The sequence below is a fragment of the Nitratireductor sp. GCM10026969 genome, from assembly GCF_042660605.1.
Taxonomy (GTDB): Bacteria; Pseudomonadota; Alphaproteobacteria; order Rhizobiales; family Rhizobiaceae; genus Chelativorans.
Genome location: NZ_JBHSUM010000064.1, coordinates 1 through 22,810, shown reverse-complemented (window position 1 = coordinate 22,810; position 22,810 = coordinate 1). Strand labels below are relative to the sequence as shown.

Here is a 22,810-nt window from a genome sequence, read left to right as displayed (position 1 = left end):
ACCGCCTCGGCCGGAGCGATCGCGTCGGGCGTGCCGACGGTCAGCCACTGGCCGTCGAGCGGCAGACCGAAGAGGCGCCCCGCAGCAATGGCGCGATCGAAGTAGCGGTTGAGGGAATGCGGCTTAGCCGGGGCCGCATCGAACAGCCGCGGGTGGAGGATGCCGGCACCCGCGTAGATGAAGCCATCGGCACTTTCGCCCGCGCGCTTCAGCCGCCCATCCGCGTCCATCGTGAAATCCACTTTCCCGGTGTGTCCCGTGGCGGTTTTCGGATCCGCCAGCAGAAGGAGTATATCCATGCGGGCGGCGTCCCATGCAAGGGCAAGTCGCACCAGATTGGGCGCGGAACGGTCGATCCACAAGGTGTCGGCATTGAGGACGAAAAAAGGCGCCGCCCCGAGCAGCGGCAGCGCCTGCACGATGCCGCCGCCCGAATCGAGCAGCCTCTCCCGCTCGTCGGAAATCGTCACGCGCGGCCTTTTGCGGCCGGCAAGATGCGCCAGCATCAGGTCGGGCAGATGGTGGATGTTGACCACGGCCTCGGCCACACCGGCGCGTTCCAGCGCGTCGAGACCCCAGTCGACGAGCGGCTTGCCGCCCACCGGCACCAGCGGCTTGGGCAGGGTTTCCGTCAGCGGGCGCATGCGCGTGCCGAGACCGGCTGAAAGCACCATCGCCTTTTCGGGGATCGGCACGCTCACGCGGAGTCTCCCTCCAGAAGCCGATGCGCGCGATAGAAAGCGTCCAGATCGGCTAGCACGGGATGGGCAAGCACCCGCTCGAGATAGGCGCGGATGCGCGGCAGGTGCCGCAGGTAGCCGGGCTTGCCGTCGCGCCGTGCGAGGCGGACGAAGGTGCCCAGAAGCTTCGTGTTGCGCTGGGCGGCGGCGATTGCATAGGCCTCGGCAAAGGTCTCGCGGTCGAAATCCGGCCTGCGCCGCGCGGCGCAATAGGCTTCGACGACCGCCTGTTCCAGGGAGGGCGGTATCGTGATGCGCGAATCCAGCGCCAGCGCCGCCACGTCATAGGCGGCGGGGCCGAAGACAGCGTCCTGGATGTCGATCAGGCCGAGCCTGTCGAGGCCCTTCTTCTTCTCCCGCCAAATGATGTTGGGCGAATGGAAGTCGCGCAGGACGAGGCTCTGCTCGCTGTGGTCGAGCCGGTCGAAGAGGGAAGACCACAAGCGCCTGAATTCCGTCAGCTCTGCCTTGCTCGCCGCGCGCCCCTTTACATAGGGCAGGTACCAGTCGACGAGCAACTCGGTTTCGATGGCGAGCGCGGCATGGTCATAGGGGGGTGGGGTGTGGTCGACACCTTCGGCGACCGGGAAGCTTTGCGGCCAGTCACGATCGTGGAGGGCGGCCAGGAGGCCGGCGGCCGCTTCGTAGCGCGCCTTCACGGGCGTGCCGTCGGCAGCCGGGAACTGTGTTTCGCCCAGATGCTCGATCAGAAGCAACCCGGCGTCGAGATCCTGAGCGTAGATGCGCGGTGCGGCGAAGCCGGCTTCACGCAGGCCGTTGGCCACGCCGACGAAGGCGGTCACGGACTGGGCGAGGCGGGCGATCCGGCTGTAGGGCAGACCGTCGCGGACGATCGGCTCGTCGTGCCTTTGCGGCGCGTCCATGAGAATGAGGCGTTCCCCCTTCCCGGGAGTTACGGTCTCGTAGGCGCGGATCGACGCATCGCCGAGCAGGAAGGTACGGCGGGCGCCGCCATATCCGCCGGCGTCGAGAAACCCGCGAATGGCGAGGGAGCGGGCGATGCGCGCGGCGGCATCGGCCGGTGCCTGGATCTCGGCTTCGCGGCCGCCGTCGTGCTCGCGCAGGAAAAGGTGGGTCGCCCCGGCCAGGGCATCCGGCGCACGCTCGGGCCATTCCACAAGCGCCACGCCCCCCGCCGCGGCTTCGCCGAAACCGAGTTCTTCCAGCTCCTCCGGGTCGGACAGGCGGTAGAGATCGAAATGGTGGACCGGGATGCGCAGATCATAGCTCTGCACGAGGGTGAAGGTGGGACTCGGCACCTCGAGCTGCGGATCACCGGCAATCGCCCGAAGGATGGCGCGCGCCAGCGCCGTCTTACCCATGCCGAGGTCGCCGTGCAGCGCCACCACGTCGCCTGGCCGCAGCGCCGCGGCCAGGTCGTCGCCCAGGCGGTCCGTCGCCTGCTCGTCGGGCAGAAAGCGCAAAAAAGGCTGAGGCGCCGCCATCAATTCCGGTCTATTCCGCCGCTTCGCGGACACCTGTCGGGGCGAGCGGGAAACGGCATGTGACGGCGGTGCCGCGCCCCTCGCCGGTGTCGATCTCCACCGTGCCACCATGCAGCTCCACGAAGCTCTTCACGATGGACAGCCCGAGCCCGGCCCCGCGCCGGCGCCCGCCATTGCTGCGTGGCTCGAAGCGGCGGAAAATGGTCTGCAGCATCTCCGGCGACATGCCGGGCCCGTTGTCGTGCACCCTGAAGGCGACGGCCTCGCCGGCCTCCGTGACGGTGAGCGATACCCTGCCTCCCTCCGGCGCGTAATTCGCAGCATTGCTCAGCAGATTGTAGAGGATCTGCCGGATGCGGTTTTCGTCGGCGTGGAAAGCGGCGGGCGCAGCGTCGAGATCGAGGTCCAGGGTGATGCCGTGCTCGCGCAGACGGTCGGAGACGAGGTCGGCCGCCGCCTCCACCGTGGGCCGGATCGGCACCTCCGCGAACTCCAGCTCCATGATGCCCGCATCGACGGTGGCCAGATCGAGGATGTCGTTGACGACCGTCAGGAGGAGCGATGAGGACGAGCCGATATGATCCACATATTCGCGCTGGCGCTTGCCGAGCGGCCCGGTGGTCTCGAGCGCCAGAAGCTCGGTGAAGCCGATGATGTTGGTGAGCGGCGAGCGCAGCTCGTAGGAGACGTGCTGGACGAAATCGTTCTTCAGCTTGTCGGCCTTTTCCAGCGCCTCGTTCTTCTCCTTCAGCGCGCGCTCGACATTGACGCTGTCGGTGACATCGACGAAGGTCATCATGACCTGGCCGTTCGGCAGGTGGATGATCGCGTAACTCAGGTTCGTGCCGTTGACGAGTTCGGTGCGGCCGTGGCTGTCGCGCCGCTCGTCATCGAAGCCGGTCGCCGCGGCGACGAAATCGCTCCAGGGGCTGGGGTTGGCCACCGCGTCGCAGGCCGCCTTCAAGAGCGAGATGTGGACGTCGCCGTCGATCAGTTTCTCGGGAAGCTCCCACAGCCTGCGGAAAGCGGGATTCGACAGGCGCAGGCGGCCATCGGGCCCGAAGACGGCGACCCCTTCGGCGAGATTGTCCAGGGTCTCGCTCTGCACCTGGACGACGGCGTTGTAGCGCGATTCCAAGTCGAACTTTTCCGTCAGGTTCTCGAAAACCCAGGTGACGCCGCCCTTGGGCTGCGGGTTGGCGATGACGCGTATCGTGCGGCCGTCGGGCAGATGCCACCAGTGCTCCTCCGGCTCAACGGCGCGATAGGCGGAAAGGAGCTGCTCCTTCCAGCGGCGCCATTCCGGCTGTTCGGCCAGCTTGCCGTCGCTGCGCAGCCGGTCGAGCACGAGGGCGTTCTCCGGGCCGCCGTCGAGAAAGCCGGGTTCCAGATCCCACAATTTCTGGAAAGCCTGGTTGAAGAACTTCAGCTTCTGGTGCTCGTCGAAGATGGCAACGGCCGTGGTGAGCTGGTCCAGCGTGTCGGCGTGGCTGCGCACGGTGCGCTCGAACTCGCGCTTGAGCGCGTCCGCCTCGCTCGTATCCACCGCAATCCCGGCGCTGCCCTTGCCGGTGGCGAAATCGGTCACCGTGTAGACGCATCGATCGCCGCCCACCACCGTCGAGACGGAATCACGATAGACCCCGTCATGCCGGTGATGCTCTTGAAGCGCGGTCCGCACCGGGGTGGGCAGGAGTTCGCGGATCTCGCGGACCGCCTGCTCCGGATCGGCCTCGACCGCCCGCGCATAGGCCGCGTTCACCCATTTCAGCCGCCCCTCCTCGTCGCGCAGCCAGAACGGCATGTCGAGCGCGTTGACGAGGCCCAGCAGGTTGGCGTGGTCGTCCTTCAGGCGTTCATGGGCGAGCTTGAGTCTGGCGTGCTCGGCCTGCGCGGCGGAAAGCGACGAGAAGCGAATGACCGCGTGCAGGGCGGACTTGCGTCCCTGCACCTCGAGCAGAATCCCGGCGCGCGTCTCGGCCACGAGGTCGAACCCCTCCCCCCTGTCCCGCAGCGCTTCGGCGGCACGATCAAGCGCGGAAGCGGATTTCGGCATCAGCCAGCGGCCGAAGGCGAGGAAGGTGCTGCGCTCGCGGGGCGCGCCGCTGTCGATCGGCAGCTCGCCGACGACGGAAGGACGGCCGCCGTCTCCCGGCCACACGACGATGCGCTGGTCACGGAGATTGAGAAGCGCCTCGGAGCGGGAGAGTGCGCCGGAAAGCTCGGCGATCCGGGTCCTGAGGTCGATGTTTTCCGCCGAGATGCGGGCGCGCTGGCGAATGAGCCAGATCGCCGACAGAAGGGCTGCCCCCATGACGCCCGCGAAGCTGGCGAGCTGGATCACCTCCAGCGTGCCGACCGACAGGCTGCCGCCGAGCGGCAGGCCGATCTCGTGCTCGGCCGCAGCGGCGCCGATAGCCGTCGCCGCCAGGGCGACCGCCGGCAAGGGCGCGCGGACAAGCCGCGCGGACAAGCGATCCCGTCTTTTCCTACGGGCCTGAGGCCCCGAAATCCCGCCGGAAAGCGGGTTCAGCCCCGGCATGTCTTGTTCCTCTCCGCCGCATGATAATCAAGACCGCCCCGATCAGCGCCGTAGGCAAACAAATCGGCGCCTCGAATCACCGCACTGTACCCGGTCAGCGAATCCGGGTGAAGAAGGAAAGCGGCGCAAAAGAAATGCCGGGCTGAAAGTCAAGAGCCCGGCATCAATATTTTGTGGTACCGCGTGAAAAAATTAGTACCTGTAGTGATCCGGTTTGAACGGACCTTCCGGGCTCACGCCGATATAGGCGGCCTGCTCGGCCGAGAGCTGGGTCAGCTTGGCGCCGAGCTTGCCCAGATGCAGCCCCGCCACCTTCTCGTCGAGGTGCTTGGGAAGCACATAGACGCGGTTTTCGTACTGGCCGGTACGGACCCACAACTCGATCTGCGCCAGCACCTGGTTGGTGAAGGAAGCCGACATCACGAAGCTGGGATGGCCGGTGGCGTTTCCGAGGTTGAGCAGACGTCCTTCCGACAAGAGGATGATGCGCTTGCCGTCGGAAAACTCGATCATGTCGACCTGCGGCTTGATGTTCGTCCATTTGAAATTGCGCAGGGCCAAGACCTGAATCTCGTTGTCGAAATGGCCGATGTTGCCGAGGATCGCCATGTCCTTCATCCGGCGCATCTGGTCGAGGGAGACGACGTCCTTGTTTCCCGTGGCGGTGATGATGATGTCGGCCGTGGGCACGGCGTCTTCCAGGGTGACGACCTCGAAACCGTCCATGGCCGCCTGCAGGGCGCAGATCGGATCGGCCTCCGTGACCTTGACGCGGGCGCCGGCGCCCGCGAGCGACTGCGCCGACCCCTTGCCGACATCGCCGTAGCCACAGACGATCGCCACCTTGCCGGCCATCATCACGTCGGTGGCGCGGCGAATGCCGTCCACAAGGGATTCCTTGCAGCCGTACTTGTTGTCGAATTTCGACTTGGTGACGGAATCGTTCACGTTGATCGCGGGGAAGGGCAGAAGACCCTTCTTCTGGAGCTGGTAGAGCCGGTTGACGCCGGTGGTGGTCTCTTCCGTAACACCGCGGATGGCGTCACGCTGGCGGGCGAAAAAGCCGGGCGTCGCGGCCATGCGCTTCTTGATCTGGGCGAAGAGCACCTCTTCCTCCTCGCTGCCGGGATTGGTCAGAACGTCCTCGCCGGCCTCGGCACGCGCGCCGAGCAGGATGTACATGGTGGCGTCGCCGCCGTCGTCCAGAATCATGTTGGACGGTTCACCGTCCGGCCATTGAAAGATGCGGTCGGTATAGGTCCAGTACTCCTCCAGCGTCTCGCCCTTGACAGCGAAGACCGGGGTGCCGGTTTCGGCGATCGCCGCGGCGGCATGATCCTGGGTGGAAAAGATGTTGCAGGAGGCCCAGCGCACCTCCGCGCCCAGCGCCTGCAGGGTCTCGATCAGCACAGCCGTCTGGATCGTCATGTGGAGCGAGCCGGAAATGCGCGCGCCCCTGAGGGGTTTGTCGGAACCGAATTCCGCGCGGCAGGCCATCAGGCCGGGCATCTCGGTTTCGGCAATCTCGATCTCCTTGCGGCCCCAGTCGGAAAGGGAAATGTCGGCCACGACGTAATCTTTGTCAGCCATCGGCTCAGCTCCAGCTCGGCATGGTTTTCAGCAGCGCACAAGCGGCGCGGTACCCGTATTTGCCTAGCAGATCGGGCCACGGGCGACAATCGAATAAAAATATAAAGAAATGTTTATGTGGCTATGCGAGTCGTAGGGTGAGGCCTCAGGTCTCCTCGCCGAAGCGGCTGGCGATCAGCTTTTCGAGCGCCGCCATCACGTCAGCCGCCTCGCGGCCGCGCGCAGTGACCGTGATGGTGCAGCCTGGGCTCGCGGCCAGCATCATCAGGCCCATGATCGAGGTGCCGCCCACCGAAATGCCGTCACGCTCGACCGTCACCCTGGCGTCATAGCCAGCAACGAGCTGCACGAACTTGGCGGAAGCGCGCGCGTGCAGGCCACGCTGATTGACGATGGAGAAGTTGCGGGTAATGACATCCTTCTCGGTTGATCCGCTCGGCGACACGCTCATTTGCCGTTGAGCACCTGGCTTGCCACGTTGATGTATTTGCGGCCGGCCGTCTGTGCCTCCTCGAGCGCAAGCGCCATGTCGTTGCCGGACCGTACGCTGGACAGCTTGATCAGCATCGGCAGGTTCATGCCGGCGACCACTTCCACCCGCCCGGGATCCATGACCGAGATCGCCAGATTGGACGGCGTCCCGCCGAACATGTCAGTGAGGATGATCACGCCGGCACCGGTATCGGCGCTTGCGACGGCCTCCACGATGTCGCGCCGGCGCTGCTCCATATCGTCCTCGGCGCCGATGGAGACGGTCTCCAGATTGTTCTGCGGGCCCACGACGTGCTCCACGGCATGGCGGAATTCCTCCGCCAGATGCCCATGGGTGACGAGAACAATGCCAATCATCGGATGGTCGCTCTCCCCCGGTGCCCCGTCGCGGATTCCCACGGGCTCGCCGACGCCCTGTCCATGCGTTTCGAGGCCGTCAATCTGTCACTCCGCCCACTGGCTTGCCAATTCGATACGCAAGATGCGCTGTCTTTCGCCGGATATCCGGAATTCCGTCTGACTGCCTCACGGCAAAAGCGATATCTTGTCAACGGATAATGCGTTGACAAGCCCAAAATGGACATCATTTGACGGATTTTTGACGCAGCCTTAGGCGAAGGGCGGCAACCCAAGGCGCGCCGCGACGGCCAGAACCGCGCCCTGGGGATCGCGCTCAGCAAGTTTCAGGCAGGGTAGGGGAACACCCGCCAGGACAACTTGCATATGTTCGTCCACGCGCGGGGCGACCGCGGCCGGCACCAGTTGGACCACCAGGTCGATCACGGCGCAATTCTCGTGCGCGATGGGGGCGGGACCGAAGCCGCGGGCCTCGGCGAGACCGCCGATCGTTTCCGCCGCGCGACCGACGAGGCGCCCGTTTTCGGCCGACAGGAAAAGCTGGTCGTCACCGACCATTCGCGCAAAGAACCCGCAGGCCGCGCCATGACGAAGGAGGGCGAGCGCCAACGCCGTCTTGCCGGCACCGGACGGCCCTGTGACGAAGACGCCGGTTTCGCCGACGACGACCAGGCTGCCATGGTGGTTGCCTCCGGCCACCGCTCTCAGTCCTCGGCGGGCAGCGTGATGACGAAGCGGGCGCCGCGTATCTCCCCCGGCTTGGCCCCGGGGATGTTCTCTGCAGTCAGCGTTCCGCCATGGGCTTCGATGATCTGCCGGCTGATGGAGAGACCGAGGCCGGAGTTCTGACCGAAGGCCTCGCCCGAGGGGCGATCGGTGTAGAAGCGTTCGAAGATGCGTTCGATGTTCTCAGCGCGAATACCCGGTCCGTTGTCCTCGACCGTCAGGAGAATGCGTCGGGCGCTGCGCGAGAGGGTGAGGGTGATGCGACCGTCCTCGCTGGACACGAAGGAACGGGCGTTCTCGATGAGGTTGGTGATCACCTGGCCGAGCCGCAGGTCGTGCCCCGCCGCGGTAAATTTCCGTCCCGGAGCGTCCTCGACTTCGAAACGGATGTCCACCCGCTTCTTCTTGCCCCCGATATCGCGGGTGGCGGCCACAAGGTCGCCGACGAACTGCTTGAGATTGATGGGCTCGGCGTCCTCGCGCACGAGCTCGGCGTCGAGACGCGATGCGTCCGAGATATCCGTGATCAGCCGGTCGAGCCGGCGCACGTCGTGCTGAATGATCTCCAGCAGCCGTTCGCGCGAACGCTCGTCCTTCGCCAGAGGCAGCGTCTCCACCGCGCTGCCGAGCGAGGTGAGCGGGTTCTTCAATTCATGCGCGACATCGGCGGCGAAGCTCTCGATGGCGTCCATTCGGGCATAAAGCGCCTTGGTCATGTCGCGCAGCGCGATCGACAGATTGCCGATCTCGTCCTGACGATGGGAGAAGTCGGGAATCTCTTCCCTCTTGCGCACGCCGCGGCGCACGCGGATCGCCGCCGCCGACAGGCGACGCAGCGGATTGGCAATGGTCGAGGCCAGAAGGAGCGACAGGACCGCCGTGACCAGCGCGGCGACGCCGAAGACGCGCAGGATGGCAAGCCGTTCCTCGGCGAGAATGCGGTCGACGTCTCCCTGCGTGGAAAGCTGAAGAACGCCCAGCACCGCCCGGAAACGCTGGATGGGCACAGCGACCGAAATGATGTGCTCGCCCTGCTCGCTGCGCCGTACCAGGGCTCTCGGCACGCCCTCCGTCAGTGCGGTCATCACCTCCTCATAAGCGACACCGCTGCCGCCGGGCTGCTCCTTGTCGAGCGGGTACTCGTTGCGCTGGAACAGCACCTTGAAGCGGGCCTTGAGCCAGTCGAGAAATCCGGTCTCCTCCTCTTCCACCGCCGGCAGGTTGTAGCGCAGGATCTGTCCCCGTGAATAGAGCGTGCGCGAATCGAGCAGCAGGTTCGCGTCACGGTCGTAAATGCGCGCACGGGTCTTGGCCGGCGAGATCACCCGGCGCAAAAGCGGGGCGACGATCTCCGGATTGATCGGGAAATCTAGGTTCTCGAGCTGGTCGGTCCGCGGTGGCAGACTTTCGCCCGCCTGCAACTCCAACAGCTTGTCGGGATCGATGAGGATCGAATCCGTCTCGACCGTGGCCGAGCTGGCAACAGCGCCGGCGATGATGCTGCCCTGTGTCCGGAGGCTTTCGATCTGGGCGTCGATGAGGGCTTCACGGAACTGGTTGATGTAGAGGATGCCGACGACCAGAACGCCGATGGCGCCGAAATTGAGGATGAGGATGCGGCGGGTCAGGCTGGAGAACATGTAATGACCCAGCATCCGCCTGACCGGCACGGCCAGACGGCTCAGCAGCCAGGAGGAAGAGCGCTCTGCTCTTTCCGCCGTCGCGGAGCTTCTCTTTTCCCGTGCCTCCATGACCTCCAGCGACAATCGTTAGGCTTCGCGGAAACGGTATCCGACACCGTAAAGGGTTTCGATCATATCGAAACTGCCGTCGACGGCCTTGAACTTCTTGCGCAGCCGCTTGATGTGGCTGTCGATGGTTCTGTCGTCGACATAGACCTGCTCGTCATAGGCCGAGTCCATCAGTGCGTCACGGCTTTTCACCACGCCGGGGCGTTGCGCCAGCGCATGCAGGATGAGAAATTCGGTGACGGTCAGCGTGACGGGCTCGCCCCGCCAGGTGCAGGTGTGGCGCTCCTGATCCATCACGAGATGACCACGCTCCAGGGAACGTGACTGCTTGTCGGCGACCTTCGCCGTCGCCTCGCGTGCGCTCGCGCGGCGCAGAACGGCCCGTACCCGCTCCGCCAGAAGCCTCTGCGAAAAGGGTTTTCGGACGAAATCGTCAGCGCCCATCTTGAGCCCGAAGAGCTCGTCGATCTCGTCGTCCTTCGAAGTGAGGAAGATCACGGGAATGTCGCTCTTCTGCCGGAGGCGGCGCAAGAGCTCCATCCCATCCATGCGGGGCATCTTGATGTCCAGTATTGCGAGCGAGGGCGGGCGGGCGCTCAGCCCCTCCAGCGCCGACGCTCCGTCGGTATAGGTCTCCACGCGGTAGCCCTCCGATTCCAGCGCGATCGAGACCGACGTCAGAATATTGCGGTCGTCATCAACGAGCGCGATTGTTGCCATGTCGTGCGGCTCCCTCGTCATGCGGGTGTCCCTTCCTGCTGCAATCGTGCGCAGATGCAGGACAAATTGGGTACAAAATGTGGCACATTCTGCGGGCAGAGTCACTTCACCGCCCGGCCTGCGACAGTTTGTGCACGCGCTACGCGAAATCCCGGCGGCAGGTAGGACGGGGGACAGGCGAATTGAACCCCTATAACCGATTTAAATCGCGCTTAAAATCTTTAAATCGATTAATGATTTGAAATCGCTGCGCTTTTCTGGTTGAGACAATCTTCGCCTGCCGGAGGGGTTTTGCCCGGTTTGCTGGCGGCGGAGGATCAACGCAAATCTGGTAGCGAAACATGGATGAGACCGGCCATCGCAATCCCGCCAGCGGGATCGAAAAAAGCAATCTGAAGACCAAGGGCACCGTCTTCTACAATCTCCCGACGCGGGATTTGTACGAGGAAGCAATCCGGCGCCGCGAGGCGCGGCTCACCGTGCACGGTGCCCTGGCGGCAGAAACCGGCCAGCACACCGGCCGTTCGCCCAAGGACCGATTCATCGTGCGCGATGCCGACACGGAAAACGCCGTGTGGTGGGACAACAACAAGGCGATCGCGCGCGCGCAATTCGACACGCTGTTCGAGGATTTCCGGCGCCATGCAGAAGGCCTCGACCTGTTCGTCCAGGACCTGATCGGCGGCGCGGACCGCGAGAACGCCCTGCCGACGCGCGTGATCACGGAATATGCGTGGCACTCGCTCTTCATCCGCACCATGCTCATCCGCCCGGAACAGGTGGAGCTGGCGGATTTCGTGCCGGAGATGACAGTCATCGATTTCCCCTCCTTCAAGGGCGATCCGGCGCGGCACGGCTGTCGCGGGGAGACGGTGATCGCCGTCGATCTGACGCGCAAGATCGTGCTCGTCGGCGGCTCCTCCTATGCGGGCGAGATGAAGAAGTCCGTCTTTACCACGCTCAACTACATCCTGCCGCCGCGCGGCGTGATGCCGATGCATTGCTCGGCCAATGTCGGTCCCGACGGCGACGCCGCCCTCTTCTTCGGCCTGTCGGGTACGGGCAAGACCACGCTTTCGGCCGATCCGGCGCGCACGCTTCTCGGCGACGACGAGCACGGCTGGGGGGCACACGGGGTCTTCAATTTCGAAGGCGGATGCTATGCCAAAACGATCCGCCTCTCCGAGGAGGCCGAGCCGGAGATCTATGCCACGACGCGGCGTTTCGGCACGCTCATGGAAAACGTCGTGCTCGATGCCGACGGGGCGCCGGACTTCGACGACGGCAGCCTGACGGAGAACGCGCGCTGCGCCTATCCGCTGGATTTCATCCCCAATGCCAGCGCGACAGGGCGCGCCGGTCATCCCAAGAACATCATCATGCTGACATGCGATGCCTTCGGCGTGATGCCGCCGATCGCGCGGCTTTCGCCGGCGCAGGCAATGTATCACTTCCTGTCCGGCTACACGGCCAAGGTGGCCGGGACGGAGAAGGGCGTGACGGAACCGGAAGCCACCTTCTCCACCTGTTTCGGCGCCCCCTTCATGCCGCGCCATCCCTCCATCTACGGCAATCTCCTGCGCGACCTGATCGCTGGACATGGGGTCAATTGCTGGCTGGTGAACACCGGCTGGACCGGCGGTGCCTTCGGCACGGGCGAGCGCATGCCCATCCAGGTGACGCGGAGGCTCCTGACAGCCGCTCTCAACGGTGCGCTGAACCAGGCCGAATTCCGCACCGACGAGCATTTCGGCTTCGCCGTGCCCGTCGCGGTGCCGGGGATCGACAGCGGCATTCTCGATCCGCGCGGCACCTGGCCGGACAAGGCCGCCTTCGATGCCCAGGCGGAACGGCTGATCGGGATGTTCATCGAGAACTTCGCGAAATTCGAATCGCACGTGGACACAGATGTCCTGAAGGCTTCGCCGCAGATGCGGCAAGCGGCCGAATAGGCTTGCCGCGCGGCACCATCCTGGCACATCCTGGTTCGGGCAATGGGCACGAACCAGGAAAGGGATAATGGCCGACGGCGATCTTCATATTCAGCCCGGCATCCTTGTCGCCGCAGACGAGCTGGAGGAGCAGTTCATCCGCGCCTCCGGCCCCGGCGGACAGAACGTCAACAAGGTGGCGACCGCGGTGCAGTTGCGCTTCGACGCCGCCAATGCGCGGCATCTGTCCGAGCGCGTGCGCGCGCGGGCGCTGAAGCTCGCCGGCAGCCGGGCGACGAAGGACGGTCAAATCGTCATCGAAGCCGCGCGCTTCAGAACACAGGAGCAGAACCGCGCCGACGCACGCGCGCGCCTTGCGGAGCTCCTGAGACGGGCAGCAGAGCCGCCGCCCAAGCCGCGCAAGAAGACCAAGCCGTCCAAGGGCGCGGTCGAAAGGCGGCTGAAGACGAAGTCGGGGCGCGGACAGATCAAGAAGCTGCGCGGCAAGGTCTCGCCGGAATAGGCGCCTGAACCGGGTTGCCAAGCCTCAAGGCGCCCCTATGGTGACGGGAATGGCTTGCCCTGAAAGCCGGATGACGACAGCGTTTCGGACGGTATTCATGAACACTCTGCCCAACGGCGTGCGCCATATTCCCGGCGCCTTGGACCAGGATGCGCAGGAGGCGCTGCTTGAGGAGGTCCGCGCGGCGGTCGCCGCGGCGCCGCTCTTCGTCCCCACCATGCCGCGCACGGGCAAGCCGATGAGCGTGCGCATGACCAATTGCGGTCCGCTCGGCTGGCTGACCGACAAGGAACGCGGCTATCGCTATCAGGCAACCCATCCCCAAACGGGACGGCCATGGCCCGCGATACCGCCTGCGCTGCTGGCCGTGTGGGAAAAGTTCGCCGGCTATCCGCATCCGCCGGAGGCCTGCCTCGTCAACTACTACGACGATACCGCAAGGATGGGCCTGCATCAGGACCGGGACGAGCGGGAATTCGCCGCACCCGTGGTTTCCGTATCGCTGGGCGACGCCTGCTTGTTCCGCGTCGGCGGCAGAAGCCGTTCGGGCAAGACGGTCTCCTTCCGGCTCGAAAGCGGCGATGTCGTCGTACTCGGCGGGGAGGGACGGATGTCCTTTCATGGCGTGGACAGGATCTATCCGGGCACGTCAACGCTGCTCAGGAACGGCGGCCGCATCAACCTGACGCTCCGGCGGGTCAATCCGCCCAACCCAGGGTGAGATCACGGGAGCGGAGGCGCTTTACACTGCCGCCTCGTCCTCTGAAATCCCGGTGGAGCGAAGGCTTGCGCGGGATGACTGCAGCGAGGTGCGCTACAGTTTCCTGAGCGCGACCTCTTCGACGAGATGGTTCGTGCCCTTGCGCAGTATGAGATCGGCGCGCGGCCGGGTGGGCAGGATGTTCTCGCGCAGGTTCTTGAGGTTGATGTTGTGCCAGAGCTGCTCGGCGATCGCCTTGGCGGCGCTCGGCGCCAGCTTGGAATAGCGGTGAAAGAAGGACATCGGATCGCGGAAGGCGGTGTCGCGCAGGCGCATGAAGCGCTCGACATACCAGTCGTGAACCAGATCCTCCGGCGCATCGATGTAGATGGAGAAATCGAAGAAGTCCGACACGAAGGGCACCGCCTTGCCGTCCTGCGGCAGGTCGCGGGTCTGCAGCACGTTGATGCCCTCGAAGATGAGGATGTCGGGCCGGTCGATGGTGACAAAATCGCCGGGAACCACGTCATAGGTGAGGTGCGAATAGACGGGCGCCCGCACATTGGGCAGGCCGGCCTTGATGCCGGACAGAAAGCGCAGGATGGCGCCGACGTCGTAGCTGTCGGGAAAGCCCTTGCGGTCCATCAGGCCTTCCTGGCGGAGGATCGCGTTCGGATAGAGAAAACCGTCGGTGGTGACCAGATCGACCTTGGGGCTTGATGGCCAGCGGGCCAGAAGCTCCTTCAGCACGCGCGCGGTGGTGGACTTTCCAACCGCCACCGATCCGGCGATGCCGATGATGAACGGGGCCTTGACCGCATCGTTGGCATCGAAAAACACCTGCCTCTGGCGGAACAGAAGCTGCATCGCCTCGACATGGGCCGAAAGCAGCCGCGACATCGACAGGTAGATGCGGCGCACCTCCTCGAGGTCCACCGGGTCGTTCAGCGAGCGCAGCCGGCGCACCTCGTCTTCGGTCAGCGTGAGCGGGGTGTCGTGGCGAAACTGCGCCCACCGCTCTGCCGTGAAGATGCGGTATGGAGAGTAACGCTCGGTGGGAACAAGCTGGTCCATCAGCGAATTTTCCTGCGGTCCTGTCAGCGCTCCGACCCAGCGGAAGTGCCCCGTGCAGCTTTTTCGGCGACCCCTGAGCGACCGGTGCGCCGCTCGAGCTCGCCGACCACCTCGTCGAGCCGGACGCCGGCGATGTGGAGCACAACAAGCCAGTGATAGATAAGGTCCGCGCTTTCCGAGACGAGGGCATCGCGGTCGCCCGAGACGGCTGCGATGACCGCTTCCACGCCTTCCTCTCCGAGTTTCTGGGCGGCCTTCGGCATGCCGGCGGCGACCAGCCGCGCTGTCCAGGACTGCTCGTCGCCCGAATGGGCCCGCTCGGCGATGATGGTTTCGAGCATGGAAATATCGAACCCGCTCATCCGCGCCCCGCCTCCGCCTGATCGAGCCGCATGGGAATGCCCGCCGCGGCCATGTGCTTCTTTGCCTCGCCGATCGTATAGGTTCCGAAATGGAAAATCGAGGCGGCGAGGACAGCCGCCGCATGCCCCTCCCGAATGCCGTCCACCAGATGATCGAGGTTTCCGACGCCGCCCGAGGCGATCACCGGCGCACGCACGGCGTCCGCCACGGCACGCGTGAGCGCCACATCGTAACCTGCCTTGGTGCCGTCGCGGTCCATCGAGGTGAGCAGAATTTCGCCCGCGCCCAGCGAGACCACACGCTCGGCGAAGGCCACAGCGTCGATGCCGGTCGCGTTGCGCCCGCCGTGGGTGAAGATCTCCCAGCGCGCCGGCGCGCCCTCGGCGGAGACGCGCTTGGCGTCGATGGCAACGACAATGCACTGATCGCCGAACTTGTCGGCGGCACGGGCGACGAACTCCGGATCCTTCACGGCGGCGGTGTTGATGGACACCTTGTCGGCGCCGGCCAAAAGCAGCTTTCGGATGTCGGAGACCTGGCGCACGCCGCCGCCGACGGTCAGCGGCATGAAGCACTGCTCGGCCGTGCGCGCGACCACATCGAAGATCGTCTCCCGGTTCTCGTGGCTCGCCGTGATATCGAGGAAGCAGAGCTCGTCCGCCCCCGCCGCGTCATAGGCCTTCGCCGCCTCCACCGGATCGCCGGCGTCGACCAGATCGACGAAATTGACGCCCTTGACGACGCGGCCGTTATGCACGTCGAGGCAGGGGATGACGCGGGCCTTGAGGGTCATGCACGCGCCTCTTTGAGCATCTTGAGCGCCTCCCGCGCATCGATCCGCCCGTCATAGAGCGCGCGGCCTGAGATGGCGCCTTCGAGCCTTGCCGCGTCGGGCCGCGTCATGCGCTCGATGTCAGCCATGGAGGCAAGACCGCCGGAGGCGATGACGGGGATGGAGACCGCCTCGGCCAGCGCGATCGTCGCCTCCCAGTTGATGCCGGTCAGAACACCATCGCGGTCGATATCGGTATAGATGATGGCTGCCACGCCCGCGCCCTCGAAACGCCTTGCGAGTTCGGTCGCCGACAAATCGGATGTCTCGGCCCAACCCTCGACGGCCACCTTGCCGCCGCGCGCGTCGATGCCGACGGCGATCCGGCCGGGGAATTTCCGGCAGGCCTCGTACACCAGGGCGGGATCGCGCACGGCCACCGTGCCGAGGATGACGCGGGCCAGCCCCTTCTCGAGCCACGCTTCGATCTGGGCCAGCGAGCGGATGCCGCCGCCGAGCTGCACCGGGTTCTTCGTGGCGCGCAGGATCGCCTCCACGGCCAGGCCGTTGCGGCTTTCCCCGGCAAAGGCGCCGTTCAGATCGACCACGTGCAGCCATTCGAAGCCTTCGTCCTCGAAGGCCTTCGCCTGGGCAGCGGGATCGCGATTGTAGACGGTGGCCTCGCTCATCTCGCCGAGCCTGAGCCGCACGCATTCGCCGTCTTTGAGGTCGATGGCGGGGAAGAGGATCATGGTTTCCACGTCAGGAAGTTCGCGATCAGCGCGAGGCCGAGCGCCTGGCTCTTTTCGGGATGGAACTGTGTGCCGGCGAGGTTGTCGCGGGCGACGGCGGCGGTAACCTCGCCGCCGTAATCCGTCACCGCCAAGACATCCTCCGGGCGCTCGGCGGCGAGGTGGTAGGAGTGCACGAAATAGGCGTGCAAGCCCTTCTTCCCCGTCTGAATGCCGTCGAAGAGCGGGTGGGAATGTTTCACGTGAATCGTGTTCCAGCCGATCTGCGGGATCTTCAGCGCGGGGTCGGAGGGCTCCATCTCCTTCACGTCGCCGGCGATCCAGCCGAAGCCCTTCGTTACTGTTTTTTCCAGACCGCGCTCGGACATGAGCTGCATGCCCACACAGATGCCGAGGAAGGGGCGCGCGTTGCGGATTGCGACCTCCTCAATGGCTTCCACCATGCCGGGCACCGCGTCCAGCCCGGCACGGCAATCCGCATAGGCGCCGACGCCCGGCAGGACGATGCGGTCGGCGGTGCGCACCCGATCGGCATTGTCGGTGAGGTCGATCTTTGCAGTCACGCCCGCTTCACGCGCGGCGCGCTCGAAAGCCTTGACGGCGGAGCGCAGGTTGCCGGAACCGTAGTCTATGAGGGCAACGCGCATCGTCATGTCCTTCGCGGGTAGTCCAGAAGGCCAAAGGCGGGAGTGGCGGTCCTCGGCCGGGGCTTGCCAGCCACCGGTGCGAGCGGAACGGGGGGCGGGGCTGCGCGTTCGATGCGCGCTGCCGCTTCGGACACATAGCGCGCCTCCGCCTCGTTGCGGTTTCCCGCCTCGACGAGGCCCCAGTCCACCCAGCCGCGCCTGCGCAGGGCGGCCGCGCGCAGCGCCTGCGCCTCGAGGCCGATGAGGAACGACAGGAGCAGCGAAAGGATCGGCGTGAGAACCGCGAAGCCGGGCTGCATACCGAGCGCGGCAATCGACAGACTGAGGGCGAGCACGGCGAAAGCCTCCAGCCACATGCGATGGAACAGAAACCAGAGGAAGGGGACGATGAAGGCGAGCACGGCGAAGCCGTCGCGGATCAGAACCGCCTTCTCCGTCCGCTCCGAGGGCCCGTTCCCGGGCTCGAGAACCATATAGCTCGCCATCTCGAGTTCCTCAGCCGCTCAATGTTCCCTTGGTGGACGGCACGGCGTCGGGCTGCCGGGGGTCGGCCGAAAGCGCCGCCCGAAGCACCCGCGCCACCGCCTTGAAGCAGGTTTCGGCAATATGGTGGCTGTTGGCGCCGTAGAGGTTCGTCACATGAAGCGTGATGCCGGCATTCTGGGCCAGGGCATGGAAGAACTCGCGCACGAGCTCGGTGTCGAAGGTACCGATCTTCGGCGCGGGGAAGGCAACATGCCATACGAGGAACGGCCGGCCGGAGACGTCCACCGCCGCGCGCGTCAGTGTCTCGTCCATGGCCAGATCGAGCGAGGCGTAGCGCACAATGCCGCGCCGCTCGCCAAGGGCTTTGGCGATCGCCTGGCCGATGGCGATGCCGCAATCCTCGACCGTGTGATGGTCGTCGACATGCAAGTCGCCATTCGCCTTCACCGTCATATCGACGAGGGAATGGCGCGCGAGCTGCTCCAGCATATGGTCGAAAAAACCCACGCCGGTGGTGATTTCATAGCGGCCCTCGCCGTCGAGATCGACGGAAACCGTTACATCCGTCTCGCCCGTCTTGCGGCTGACCTCCGCCCGGCGTTCTGTGCTGGCGGCCATGAATCTTTCCTTTGCACATCCAGAAGGTCCGCCTTCTACCAGCATGTTCCGTGGAATGCCAGACACTCGACCCGGCCCCTTCCGGGGCGCGTTTGCATTCTCGAACGAGGGACTTACATATGCCGTCTGACGGGCCCGCCGCTGCCGGGCGCACCGACGGAGTTTGCGATGAGCGAAGACAATTCCATGCATGCCACGACCATCGTCACCGTCCGCAAGGGCGGCAAGGTGGTGATTGCCGGTGACGGGCAGGTGAGCTTCGGCCAGACGGTGATGAAGGGCAATGCGCGCAAGGTGCGTCGCCTCGGCAAGGGCAACGTGATCGCCGGTTTCGCCGGCGCCACTGCGGATGCGTTTACGCTGCTGGAGCGGCTCGAGAACAAGCTGGAGCAATATCCGGAGCAACTCATGCGCGCCTGCGTCGAACTCGCCAAGGACTGGCGCACGGACCGCTATCTGCGCCGGCTGGAGGCGATGATGCTGGTGGCCGACCGGAACGTGACGCTGGCCCTAACCGGAAACGGCGACGTGCTGGAACCTGAACAGGGCGTCATGGCCATCGGCTCGGGCGGCAACTACGCGCTTGCCGCCGCGCGCGCGCTTCTCGACACGGACAAAAGCGCCGAGGAGATCGCCCGGCGCGCCATGGAGATCGCCGCCAGCATCTGCATCTACACCAACGACTCCATCATGGTCGAAACGCTCGATGCCGAATAGCCCGGGACAGATCGGCTTCACGCCCGTGGAACCGGGCCACTATCCCCTCTTGCGGCAGTGGCTGAGAGCGCCGCACGTGCGCGAATGGTGGGGCGAGGTGGAGGAGGAGCTGGGCTTCATCCGCGACATGGTGGAGGGTCGCGACACGACACGGCCTTTCCTCATCACGCTCGACGAGGAGCCGGTGGGCTATATCCAATACTGGTTCATCGGCCACCACCAAAACGATGCGTGGGGCGAGAAGGCCCCCTGGCTGAAGGCGCTGCCGGCGGATGCCGTCGGCGTCGACCTGACCATCGGCGAGGCGGCATGGCTGTCCAAGGGCGTTGGATCGGCGGCGCTGTCGGCCTTCGTCGCCCGGCTCAGGGCCGACGGCTTCGGCACCATCGTAATCGATCCCGACCGCGAAAACCTGCGCGCCGTCCGCGCCTATGAAAAGGCCGGCTTCAGACCCGTTCCCGAGCTTGAGGGGCGCACGGGGAAGGTCCTGATCATGCAACACCACGAATACGCAAACGAGACCCTGTCATGACCAACTTTTCCCCCCGCGAGATTGTCTCCGAGCTCGACCGCTACATCATCGGCCAGAAGGACGCCAAGCGCGCGGTGGCGATCGCGCTGAGAAACCGCTGGCGCCGGCAGCAGCTCGAAGAGGGGCTGCGCGAGGAAGTGATGCCGAAGAACATCCTGATGATCGGCCCCACCGGCGTCGGCAAGACGGAGATTTCACGCCGCCTCGCGAAGCTGGCGGGTGCGCCTTTCATGAAGGTGGAGGCGACCAAATTCACCGAGGTCGGCTATGTCGGCCGCGATGTGGAGCAGATCATCCGCGACCTCGTCGAGGTCTCGATCGGACTTACCCGCGAGAAGATGCGTGAGAACGTCAAGGCACGCGCGCATATGAACGCTGAGGAGCGGGTTCTGGAGGCGCTGGTCGGCAAGACGGCAAGCCCCGCCACGCGCGACAGCTTCCGCCAGAAGCTCCGGGCCGGCGAGATGGATGACAAGGAAATCGAGATCGAGGTGGCAGACACCGGCGGCGGCATGGGCGGCTTCGAGATCCCCGGCATGCCGGGGGCCAATGTCGGTGTGCTGAACATCAACGACATGCTGCAGAAGGCCATGGGCGGCGGGCGCACCAAGACCGTCAAGACGACGGTCAAGGACTCCTACAAGCACCTGATCAACGACGAATCGGACAAGTTGCTCGACGAGGACGAGGTCGCACAGCGCGCTCTGGAATCGGCACAAAACGACGGCATCGTCTTCCTGGACGAGGTCGACAAGATCGCCACCCGCGAGGGCGGCACCGGGGCGGGCGTCTCGCGCGAAGGCGTGCAGCGCGATCTCCTGCCGCTGGTCGAGGGCACGACCGTGGCGACCAAATATGGGCCCGTGAAGACCGACCATATCCTCTTCATCGCCTCCGGCGCCTTCCATGTGTCGAAGCCTTCGGACCTTCTTCCCGAACTGCAGGGCCGCCTGCCCATCCGGGTCGAGCTCAGGGCCCTCGAGAAAGAGGATTTCCGCCGCATCTTGACGGAGACGGAGGCCAGCCTCATCAAGCAGTATGTGGCGCTGATGCAGACGGAAGGTGTCGAGCTCGAATTCACCGACGATGCGATCGACCGGCTGGCGGCGATCGCCGTGGACCTCAACGCGAGCGTCGAGAACATCGGCGCGCGGCGGCTGCAGACGGTGATGGAGCGCGTCCTGGACGACATTTCCTACAACGCGCCCGACCGCTCCGGGGCAACGGTCCAGATCGATGCCGCCTATGTGGACGAGAATGTCGGGGATCTCGCCAAGAACACCGACCTGTCGCGCTTCATTCTGTGAGCTTACGGTCACATTCGGCAACAAAAGCACCGGCCGCATCGAATCTCCTCGACTCGCGCGGCCGCCTTCCATAGGTTGCACCCCGATTCTAAAAGCATAATCGTCGGGTTGGGCGGATGGCGCTGAGACACTGCATGGTCTTGGGCTTCTCCTTGAGCGTGGCAGCGTTCTCGGCAGAAGCGTTGGAGCTCGTTGCGGCTGGAAATCACGGTGCCGAGCAACCACCCGTCCCCGGAGCCTCGTCACGGCGCACCAGTGCGGGCGGGACCACGTTCGACGCCAAATATGCGAAGATCTATGGGCTCCTCGAAAGCGATGCCGCGCTCAGGGCCAAGATCAGGAAGGCGGCGGCGCTGTTCGGCATCGCACCGATCCACGTCATTGGCGCGATCGTCGGCGAACACACCTACAACGTGGACGCCTACGACCACCTTCAGACCTATTATGTGAAGGCCGTTTCCTATCTGGAAAGCTCCTTTTCCTTCTCCCATGGCGGCGAAAGCCTGGCATCCTTCCTCGAACGTCCGCAATTCGATCCATGCGATGAGGAGGCAGGCAGCCATGAAGTGTGGAGCTGCCGCGAAGCGGTCTGGGACAAGGCCTTTCGCGGCAGGACCGTCGAGGGCAAGCGCTTCCCTGACGACCGCTTCAGCGCCGTCTTCTTCCAACCCTTCTATGCCGGCCAGACCTTCGGGATCGGGCAGTTGAATCCGCTGACGGCCCTTCAGGTGACGGATATGGTGCATGAGGTCACCGGGTTGGAGAAGCTCGATTACGGCGATGCGCAGCAGGTCTACCGCACCATCATGAATCCGGACATCACGCTCTACTACGTCGCCGCGACGCTCAAGAAAGCGATCGATGCCTATGCCGGTATCGCGGGGTTTGACATCAGCAGCAATCCGGGGCTGACGGCGACGCTCTACAATGTCGGCAATCCGGAAACACGCGCTGCCCGGCTTGCCACGGAGAACCGGCTGCGCCGCAAGCAGGGCCGTGCACCGAAACTGCCCAAGGTGAACTATTACGGCTGGCTGGTGAACGACAAGCAGGAAGAACTCGAGGCGCTTCTGGCCGATTCCTGATCGTGGCGGCCTTTCGGCTTCACGGTCCTTCTCGGCGCCTATCGTTCAGGATCGCGGACAGCGTCTCGTAGAGCCGCGCAAGTTCCTTCTCGTCGAGATCGGCGATGTTTCGGGCAAGCAGATTGGCGATCGCCGTGGCCCTCTCCGGCAGGCCCGCGGTGTCGACGACAACGCGCGGATGGGACAGCTCCGCGAGACGTTGCAGATCGTCCGCCTCGTCCCAGATGACGTTGAAATAACCGATTATCTTCTGGACCATGGCCCAGTTGGGCGGGCTTCGCCGGCCGTGTTCCAGCGCGGAGAGATAGGCCGGAGTGACGCCGAGCGCGGCGGCCATGTCCTTCTGGCTGACGCCCCGTGCCTGTCGCAATTCGCGTACGCGCCTGGCAAAGGGCGTCATCGCCGCCCTCCCGCACGCCGCAGCCGGATATACAGCGCTCCGGAGCCGCCATGGCTTCGTGCCGCCTCCTCGTAGCCACCGACGATGGCGCGGAAAGGCGGCGTCGAGAGCCACTCGGGCACCGCCCGACGCAGAACCCCCCTGCCGCCAGTCGAAGTGCCCTTGCCGGTGATGACCAGCACGTAGCGCCGCTCGGCCTCATAGGCGCGGCGCAGGAAGGAGAGCAGGAGCATGTGCGCCTCTTCCTGCGTGAGGCCGTGCAGGTCGACTCGCCCGGCGATCTCCAGACGGCCGCGGGCGAGCTTTTCACGCGTTGGGGCATCGAGCTTGCGCGGGCGCGGCTTTTCCGGCGGGGCGGGGCGCGTTTGCGTGTCGAACAGCGACCCTGCCGGTGTGTCGTCCTGCTTCCGCGTCGCGGCGGGCGGAGACGGTACTTCCTCCTCCGCCGGGAGGGTCTTTCCCGGCAGCGGCGTCGCCGTGCGCGCCACGCGGCTCCAAAGCACGCGATCCTCCGCCGAC

The 22,810-nt window shown here is 65.1% G+C and carries 25 protein-coding genes; 7 read left to right on the top strand and 18 right to left on the bottom strand.

The window, feature by feature from the left end:
• From ACFP9U_RS14200 to ACFP9U_RS14160, 9 genes are all read right to left on the bottom strand, one after another.
• Positions 1 to 674 (bottom strand): nucleotidyltransferase family protein (locus ACFP9U_RS14200; RefSeq protein WP_378622363.1); only part of this gene is annotated, 674 nt, incomplete at its 3' end.
• A gap of 23 nt (positions 675 to 697) precedes the next feature.
• Complete coding sequence (gene tsaE / locus ACFP9U_RS14195; protein ID WP_378622360.1) at positions 698 to 2,206, bottom strand: tRNA (adenosine(37)-N6)-threonylcarbamoyltransferase complex ATPase subunit type 1 TsaE; 1,509 nt, start codon at positions 2,204 to 2,206, stop codon at positions 698 to 700.
• A gap of 10 nt (positions 2,207 to 2,216) precedes the next feature.
• On the bottom strand, positions 2,217 to 4,748 hold the full coding sequence (locus tag ACFP9U_RS14190; RefSeq protein ID WP_378622358.1) for an ATP-binding protein: 2,532 nt from the start codon (positions 4,746 to 4,748) through the stop codon (positions 2,217 to 2,219).
• Positions 4,749 to 4,940: 192 nt separating this feature from the next.
• Positions 4,941 to 6,338 (bottom strand): adenosylhomocysteinase, encoded by a 1,398-nt coding sequence (gene ahcY / locus ACFP9U_RS14185; RefSeq protein ID WP_378622357.1) that lies wholly within the window; start codon positions 6,336 to 6,338, stop codon positions 4,941 to 4,943.
• A 145-nt stretch (positions 6,339 to 6,483) separates the two neighbouring features.
• The gene (locus tag ACFP9U_RS14180) at positions 6,484 to 6,789 is read right to left on the bottom strand and encodes an HPr family phosphocarrier protein (protein WP_322451209.1); all 306 of its coding nucleotides are present in this window, start codon (positions 6,787 to 6,789) and stop codon (positions 6,484 to 6,486) included.
• Positions 6,786 to 7,187, bottom strand: a complete 402-nt coding sequence (locus ACFP9U_RS14175) for a PTS sugar transporter subunit IIA (protein WP_322451210.1) — start codon at positions 7,185 to 7,187, stop codon at positions 6,786 to 6,788. The genes ACFP9U_RS14180 and ACFP9U_RS14175 overlap by 4 nt, the downstream gene beginning before the upstream one ends.
• 252 nt (positions 7,188 to 7,439) lie before the next feature.
• Positions 7,440 to 7,886 carry an HPr kinase/phosphorylase gene (locus ACFP9U_RS14170; protein WP_378622355.1) on the bottom strand — a complete coding sequence of 149 codons (447 nt, stop codon included), beginning with the start codon at positions 7,884 to 7,886 and terminating at the stop codon, positions 7,440 to 7,442.
• A gap of 5 nt (positions 7,887 to 7,891) precedes the next feature.
• The gene (locus ACFP9U_RS14165) at positions 7,892 to 9,664 is read right to left on the bottom strand and encodes a stimulus-sensing domain-containing protein (protein WP_378622353.1); all 1,773 of its coding nucleotides are present in this window, start codon (positions 9,662 to 9,664) and stop codon (positions 7,892 to 7,894) included.
• A gap of 18 nt (positions 9,665 to 9,682) precedes the next feature.
• Positions 9,683 to 10,384, bottom strand: a complete 702-nt coding sequence (locus tag ACFP9U_RS14160; protein WP_378622352.1) for a response regulator transcription factor — start codon at positions 10,382 to 10,384, stop codon at positions 9,683 to 9,685.
• Positions 10,385 to 10,725: 341 nt separating this feature from the next.
• Between ACFP9U_RS14160 and ACFP9U_RS14155 the strand changes: the two genes are divergently transcribed.
• The 3 genes from ACFP9U_RS14155 (at position 10,726) to ACFP9U_RS14145 (ending at position 13,559) form a co-directional block, all read left to right on the top strand.
• A complete protein-coding gene (locus ACFP9U_RS14155) occupies positions 10,726 to 12,336 on the top strand; it encodes a phosphoenolpyruvate carboxykinase (protein WP_378622350.1) in 1,611 nt (536 codons plus the stop codon).
• Between the two features lie 67 nt (positions 12,337 to 12,403).
• Positions 12,404 to 12,838 (top strand): alternative ribosome rescue aminoacyl-tRNA hydrolase ArfB, encoded by a 435-nt coding sequence (gene arfB / locus ACFP9U_RS14150; RefSeq protein WP_378622348.1) that lies wholly within the window; start codon positions 12,404 to 12,406, stop codon positions 12,836 to 12,838.
• A 97-nt stretch (positions 12,839 to 12,935) separates the two neighbouring features.
• Positions 12,936 to 13,559, top strand: a complete 624-nt coding sequence (locus ACFP9U_RS14145; protein WP_378622346.1) for an alpha-ketoglutarate-dependent dioxygenase AlkB family protein — start codon at positions 12,936 to 12,938, stop codon at positions 13,557 to 13,559.
• 93 nt (positions 13,560 to 13,652) lie between these two features.
• On the opposite strand, the gene coaA is transcribed toward ACFP9U_RS14145, so the two are convergent.
• Genes coaA through hisB form a run of 7 tightly spaced genes read right to left on the bottom strand, consistent with a single transcriptional unit; the run spans position 13,653 to position 18,250 of the window.
• Entirely contained in the window at positions 13,653 to 14,612 is a 960-nt protein-coding gene (gene coaA, locus ACFP9U_RS14140; protein ID WP_378622344.1) for a type I pantothenate kinase, read from the bottom strand.
• A gap of 23 nt (positions 14,613 to 14,635) precedes the next feature.
• Positions 14,636 to 14,974 (bottom strand): phosphoribosyl-ATP diphosphatase, encoded by a 339-nt coding sequence (locus ACFP9U_RS14135; RefSeq protein WP_378622342.1) that lies wholly within the window; start codon positions 14,972 to 14,974, stop codon positions 14,636 to 14,638.
• Positions 14,971 to 15,768: an imidazole glycerol phosphate synthase subunit HisF gene (gene hisF / locus ACFP9U_RS14130; RefSeq protein WP_378622341.1), complete on the bottom strand. Its 798-nt coding sequence runs from the start codon at positions 15,766 to 15,768 to the stop codon at positions 14,971 to 14,973. The genes ACFP9U_RS14135 and hisF overlap by 4 nt, the downstream gene beginning before the upstream one ends.
• The gene (gene hisA, locus ACFP9U_RS14125) at positions 15,765 to 16,499 is read right to left on the bottom strand and encodes a 1-(5-phosphoribosyl)-5-[(5-phosphoribosylamino)methylideneamino]imidazole-4-carboxamide isomerase (RefSeq protein WP_378622339.1); all 735 of its coding nucleotides are present in this window, start codon (positions 16,497 to 16,499) and stop codon (positions 15,765 to 15,767) included. The genes hisF and hisA overlap by 4 nt, the downstream gene beginning before the upstream one ends.
• Positions 16,496 to 17,146, bottom strand: coding sequence for an imidazole glycerol phosphate synthase subunit HisH (gene hisH, locus ACFP9U_RS14120; RefSeq protein WP_378622337.1), 651 nt, complete (start codon positions 17,144 to 17,146; stop codon positions 16,496 to 16,498). Before hisH ends, hisA begins: the two co-directional genes overlap by 4 nt.
• Positions 17,147 to 17,148: 2 nt before the next feature.
• Positions 17,149 to 17,631, bottom strand: coding sequence for a DUF2628 domain-containing protein (locus ACFP9U_RS14115; RefSeq protein ID WP_378622336.1), 483 nt, complete (start codon positions 17,629 to 17,631; stop codon positions 17,149 to 17,151).
• A 10-nt stretch (positions 17,632 to 17,641) separates the two neighbouring features.
• On the bottom strand, positions 17,642 to 18,250 hold the full coding sequence (gene hisB / locus ACFP9U_RS14110) for an imidazoleglycerol-phosphate dehydratase HisB (protein WP_378622334.1): 609 nt from the start codon (positions 18,248 to 18,250) through the stop codon (positions 17,642 to 17,644).
• Positions 18,251 to 18,418: 168 nt separating this feature from the next.
• On the opposite strand from hisB, the gene hslV reads away from it, so the two are divergent.
• From hslV to ACFP9U_RS14090, 4 genes are all read left to right on the top strand, one after another.
• A complete protein-coding gene (gene hslV / locus ACFP9U_RS14105) occupies positions 18,419 to 18,967 on the top strand; it encodes an ATP-dependent protease subunit HslV (RefSeq protein WP_322451223.1) in 549 nt (182 codons plus the stop codon).
• Positions 18,957 to 19,499 (top strand): GNAT family N-acetyltransferase, encoded by a 543-nt coding sequence (locus tag ACFP9U_RS14100; RefSeq protein WP_378622332.1) that lies wholly within the window; start codon positions 18,957 to 18,959, stop codon positions 19,497 to 19,499. Before hslV ends, ACFP9U_RS14100 begins: the two co-directional genes overlap by 11 nt.
• On the top strand, positions 19,496 to 20,806 hold the full coding sequence (gene hslU / locus ACFP9U_RS14095) for an ATP-dependent protease ATPase subunit HslU (RefSeq protein ID WP_378622331.1): 1,311 nt from the start codon (positions 19,496 to 19,498) through the stop codon (positions 20,804 to 20,806). Before ACFP9U_RS14100 ends, hslU begins: the two co-directional genes overlap by 4 nt.
• 116 nt (positions 20,807 to 20,922) lie before the next feature.
• Entirely contained in the window at positions 20,923 to 21,891 is a 969-nt protein-coding gene (locus ACFP9U_RS14090; RefSeq protein WP_378622329.1) for a DUF1402 family protein, read from the top strand.
• Between the two features lie 19 nt (positions 21,892 to 21,910).
• Here the strand turns inward: ACFP9U_RS14090 and ACFP9U_RS14085 are convergent, their stop codons facing one another.
• Both ACFP9U_RS14085 and ACFP9U_RS14080 read right to left on the bottom strand, forming a co-directional pair.
• A complete protein-coding gene (locus ACFP9U_RS14085; RefSeq protein WP_378622327.1) occupies positions 21,911 to 22,291 on the bottom strand; it encodes a helix-turn-helix domain-containing protein in 381 nt (126 codons plus the stop codon).
• A complete protein-coding gene (locus ACFP9U_RS14080; RefSeq protein WP_378622361.1) occupies positions 22,288 to 22,794 on the bottom strand; it encodes a Smr/MutS family protein in 507 nt (168 codons plus the stop codon). The genes ACFP9U_RS14085 and ACFP9U_RS14080 overlap by 4 nt, the downstream gene beginning before the upstream one ends.
• Positions 22,795 to 22,810: the final 16 nt, after the last annotated feature.